The organism is uncultured Maribacter sp., assembly GCF_947496775.1.
In the GTDB taxonomy this organism is placed as follows: domain Bacteria; phylum Bacteroidota; class Bacteroidia; order Flavobacteriales; family Flavobacteriaceae; genus Maribacter_B.
Genome location: NZ_CANMDU010000041.1, coordinates 1 through 1,048 on the forward strand (window position 1 = coordinate 1; position 1,048 = coordinate 1,048).

Consider the following 1,048-nt stretch of genomic DNA (forward strand, 5'->3'; position numbering starts at 1 on the left):
GGCAACAATGCTACGACAGATTTAGTAGGAACCTACGATTTATCTAACAGTATTAAAGTATATCGTAATGCTCCAAATGCAGGAGAAATTGTAGGAGGTCCTTATAACTTTACAGTAGATGGTACTGCGGATTATGTAACCAATATCGGATTAGAAGGACCCGCAGAAGGCTCAAATAGTACTTGGGTAATAACCGATGAATCTGGTAAGATACTAGGATTACCACCAACATTAGAAGCGGTAAAAGGAGTAAATTTTGATGCTGCAGGAGCAGGTACTTGTTTAATTTGGTACTTACGTTATGAGGATGGTTTAGTAGGAGCAGAAGTAGACAAAAACGCTAATGATTTATATGGATGTTTCGATTTATCTAATTCAATAACCGTAGTACGTACAGCAGCAGTAGTAGATGGGGGAACTATCAGTGGTGGTCCATTTACCTTTTGTGTAGGCGATGGAGAAGCAGATTATGCAAAAGGAGTAAGCTTAGAATGTAACAGTACAGTAAACTCTCAATGGGTAGTTACGGATGAGAATGGAAAGATATTAGGATTACCCCCAACACCAGAGGCGGTTAATTTTGATGGAGCAGGCGCAGGACTTTGTTTAATTTGGCATCTTAGTTATGCGGATGGATTAGAAGGATTAGAAGCAGGCAACAATGCTACGACAGATTTAGTAGGAACCTACGATTTATCCAATAGTATTAAAGTATATCGTAATGCTCCAAATGCAGGAGAAATTGTAGGAGGTCCTTATAACTTTACAGTAGATGGTACTGCGGATTATGTAACCAATATCGGATTAGAAGGACCCGCAGAAGGCTCAAATAGTACTTGGGTAATAACCGATGAATCTGGTAAGATACTAGGATTACCACCAACATTAGAAGCGGTAAAAGGAGTAAATTTTGATGCTGCAGGAGCAGGTACTTGTTTAATTTGGTACTTACGTTATGAGGATGGTTTAGTAGGAGCAGAAGTAGACAAAAACGCTAATGATTTATATGGTTGTTTCGATTTATCTAATTCAATAACCGTAGTACGTA

1 protein-coding gene is annotated in these 1,048 nt (G+C 38.6%); it reads left to right on the top strand.

Annotated elements, in window-relative coordinates:
• On the top strand, nt 1-1,048 hold a 1,048-nt coding region (locus Q0856_RS17975; protein WP_298507214.1), incomplete at both ends, for a hypothetical protein.